This window comes from Tahibacter sp., assembly GCF_035481375.1.
Lineage (GTDB): Bacteria > Pseudomonadota > Gammaproteobacteria > Xanthomonadales > Rhodanobacteraceae > Tahibacter.
Map to the genome: position 1 here is coordinate 1 of NZ_DATIGT010000178.1, position 3,182 is coordinate 3,182.

Genomic DNA, 3,182 nt, shown 5'->3' on the forward strand with positions numbered 1-3,182 from the left:
CACCCGAGCCGCATCGACGAGCCGTTCGGACCGCTGGCGCAGTTCCGCATGGACGGCACCTCGGTCTTCCGCCTCGCCGCGCGCCGGCTCGGGCCGTTCATCGACACGCTGCTCGCCGACGCCGGCCTCGCACGCAGCGACATCGACGTCGTGATCCCGCACCAGGCGAGTCGCCACGGCCTCGACTTTCTCGCGCGCCTGCTGCGCCTGCCGCGCGAACGCACCGTCGACATCTTCGCGACCCACGGCAACCAGGTCGCCGCATCGCTGCCGAGCGCGCTGCATCACGCGCTGAGCAGCGGCCGCCTGCAGCGCGGCATGCACGCGCTGCTGATCGGCACCGGTGCCGGCGTCAGTTTCGGCGGCCTCGTGCTGCGCTGCTGAGGCCATCGAGTGAAACCCGCATCGCGACTCCGCGTCCATCTGCTGCAGGTCGGCCACTGCCGTCATCCCGAATGGGTCACGCTGCGCGGCGGACGCTGGACGAGCGCGGAATTTCCGGCGCTGGCCGCACTGCTGATCCATCCGCGGCACGGCGCGCTGCTCTATGACACTGGCTATTCCGCGCATTTCGAAGCGGCCACGCAGCGGTTCCCGGAACGCCTCTATCGCTGGATCACGCCGGTGCAGCTGCCGGCGACGCAGACGCTGCAACAACAGCTCGCGCGGCACGGCGTCGCGCCCGCCGACGTCGCGCGCGTGCTGATCTCGCATCTGCACGCGGACCACATCGCCGGCCTGCGCGACCTACCGCGCGCGCGCTTCACCGCGCTGCGTGCCGAGATAGCGCAGCTCCGCGACGTCGGCCGCCTGCGCGCGCTCATGCACGCGGTGCTGCCGGCGCTGCTGCCGGACGATTTCGCCGCGCGCCTGGACTATGCCGACGACGCGCCCGCGCGCGATCTCGGGCCGCTGTGGGCACCGTTCGCGCGCGGCTTCGATCTGTTCGGCGACGGCAGCCTGATCGCCGTTCCGTTGCCCGGCCACAGCAGCGCGCAGATGGGACTGCTGCTGCGCGACGCGGACGATCGCCCGCTGCTGCTCGCGGCCGACGCGTGCTGGTCGGCGCGCGCCTGGCGCGAACAGCGCATGCCGTCGCTGCTCGCGCGCCCGCTGATGCACGACTGGGCGGCCTACCGCACGACGCTCGCGGGCCTGCTCGCGGTCGCGACCCGCCAGCCCGACCTGCTGATCGTGCCGTCGCACTGCGGCGCGACCATCGCGTCGTACTCACCGCGCGCGCAGGAACGCGCCGCATGAGCGCACCGCGGCACATTCTCGTGACCGGCGCCTCGGGCTTTATCGGCTCGGCGTTTCTCGACCGCTTCGCCGCGCGCGAGGATCTCGTGCTCCACGGCGTCGGCCGGCGTCCGCTCGCGCGTCCGAACTACCACGCGATCGATCTGTCGCAGCCGTTCGATCTCGACGTCCGCGCCGACGTCGTCATCCACGCGGCCGCGCGCTCCTCGCCCTGGGGCACGACCGCGGACTTCCGGCGGCACAACGTCGAGGCGACGCGCCGCGTGCTCGACTGGTGCCGGCGCAACGGCCTGCCGCGACTCGTCTATGTTTCATCGAGCTCGGTGTTCTATCGCGACGCCGATCAGTTCGGACTCACCGAAGACAGCCCGATCGGTCCCGCGTTCGTCAACGACTATGCCGCGACCAAATATGCGGGCGAGCAGCTCGTCGCAGGCTACGAGGGCAGCTGGGTCGTCGCGCGTCCGCGCGCGGTATTCGGACCCGGCGACACGGTGCTGTTCCCGCGCATCCTGCGCGCGGCGCGGCGCGGCCGCCTGCCGCTGATCGACACCGGCCGCGCGCCGGCGGTCGGCGACCTGATCTACATCGAAACGCTCTGCGACTATCTGCTGGCGCTCGCGCTGCGCGAGGATCTGCGCGGCAGCTACAACCTGACCAACAACGCGCCGATCGCGATCCAGACCTTCCTGCTCGACACGTTCGAACGCCTCGGCCTGCCCGCACCGCGCCGCCGCGTGTCGCTGCGGCTCGCGCGCGCCGCCGCCACCGCCGGCGAATGGCTGTACCGCACGCTGCGCCTGCCCGGCGAACCCCCGATCACGCGCTTCGGCGTCGGCGTGTTCACGCAGTCCAAGACCTTCGACGCGACGCGCATGCTGCGCGACCTCGGTCCGCCGTCGGTGTCGCTCGACGAAGGCGTCGCGCGTTTCGTCGACTGGCAGCGGCGCCGATGCTGACGCTGTGCCTGCTGCTCTGCGCGTGCTACGCACTGCTGCTGTTCGGCAAGGCCGCGTTCGCGCTGCGCTACGTCGACGCAACGCGTCCGGTCGCCGCGACGGCGGCGCCGGCGACGACGATCCTGCAGCCGATCCTCGGCGGCGACCCCGCGCTGCCGGACATGCTCGAAAGCAATCTGCGCGCGCTGCCGCAGTGCCGTTTCCTCTGGCTCGTCGATGCCGACGATGCGATCGCGCAGACCGTCACCGACGAGTTGCGCGCCGCGTATCCGCAGATCGCGATCGTCTGCCTGACCGTGCCGCCGGCGCCGGCCGGCCACAATCCCAAGATCCACAAACTTGCCTTTGCCTCATCGCTGGTCGCGACGCCGCATCTCGTCGTGCTGGACGACGACACGCACCTGCCGGCGGCGAGCCTCGCGGAACTGCTCGCACGGCTGCGACACGACGACCTCGCGACCGGCCTGCCCTGCTGTCTCGACGAGGGCCGCCTCGCCTCGCGCCTGCTGGCGCAGTTCGTCAACAACAATGCCGCGCTGACCTATCTGCCGCTGCTGTCGGCCTGGCCGCCGCCGAGCATCAACGGCATGGGCTATGCGCTGCGCACTGACGCGCTCGCGCGCATGGGCGGCTTTGCGCCGCTCGCGCGCCACCTGACCGACGACCTGGCCGTCGCGCTCGCGCTGCGCGCGAGCGGCGGCAGCATCCATCAGAGCGTCGCCCCGCTGTTCGTGCGTACGAGCGTGCGCAACCTGCGCCACTACGCGCAGCTGCTGCATCGCTGGTTCCTGTTCGCCCTGCTGCTGCTCGAACGCCAGCCACGAAGACTCGCCGCAACCATCGTCGTGCTGCACGGGCTGCCGCCGCTGATCCTGACGGCGGCCTGTGCGAGTGCCGTCGCCGCGTGGCATCCGCTGGCCGGCGCCGCAATCGCGGCGCTGTGCGTGGTGCGCAGTCTCGTGC

At 71.6% G+C, this 3,182-nt stretch carries 4 protein-coding genes; all 4 read left to right on the forward strand.

Translation table 11 applies throughout. The features are described 5' to 3' along the window. Nucleotides 1–384 (forward strand): 3-oxoacyl-[acyl-carrier-protein] synthase III C-terminal domain-containing protein (locus VLF18_RS11520; protein WP_325279767.1); only part of this gene is annotated, 384 nt, incomplete at its 5' end. 9 nt (nucleotides 385–393) lie between these two features. Then, a complete protein-coding gene (locus VLF18_RS11525; RefSeq protein ID WP_325279768.1) occupies nucleotides 394–1,260 on the forward strand; it encodes an MBL fold metallo-hydrolase in 867 nt (288 codons plus the stop codon). Further along, on the forward strand, nucleotides 1,257–2,219 hold the full coding sequence (locus VLF18_RS11530) for an NAD(P)-dependent oxidoreductase (RefSeq protein WP_325279769.1): 963 nt from the start codon (nucleotides 1,257–1,259) through the stop codon (nucleotides 2,217–2,219). The genes VLF18_RS11525 and VLF18_RS11530 overlap by 4 nt, the downstream gene beginning before the upstream one ends. Then, on the forward strand, nucleotides 2,213–3,182 hold a 970-nt coding region (locus tag VLF18_RS11535; RefSeq protein ID WP_325279770.1), incomplete at its 3' end, for a glycosyltransferase. The genes VLF18_RS11530 and VLF18_RS11535, both read left to right, overlap by 7 nt.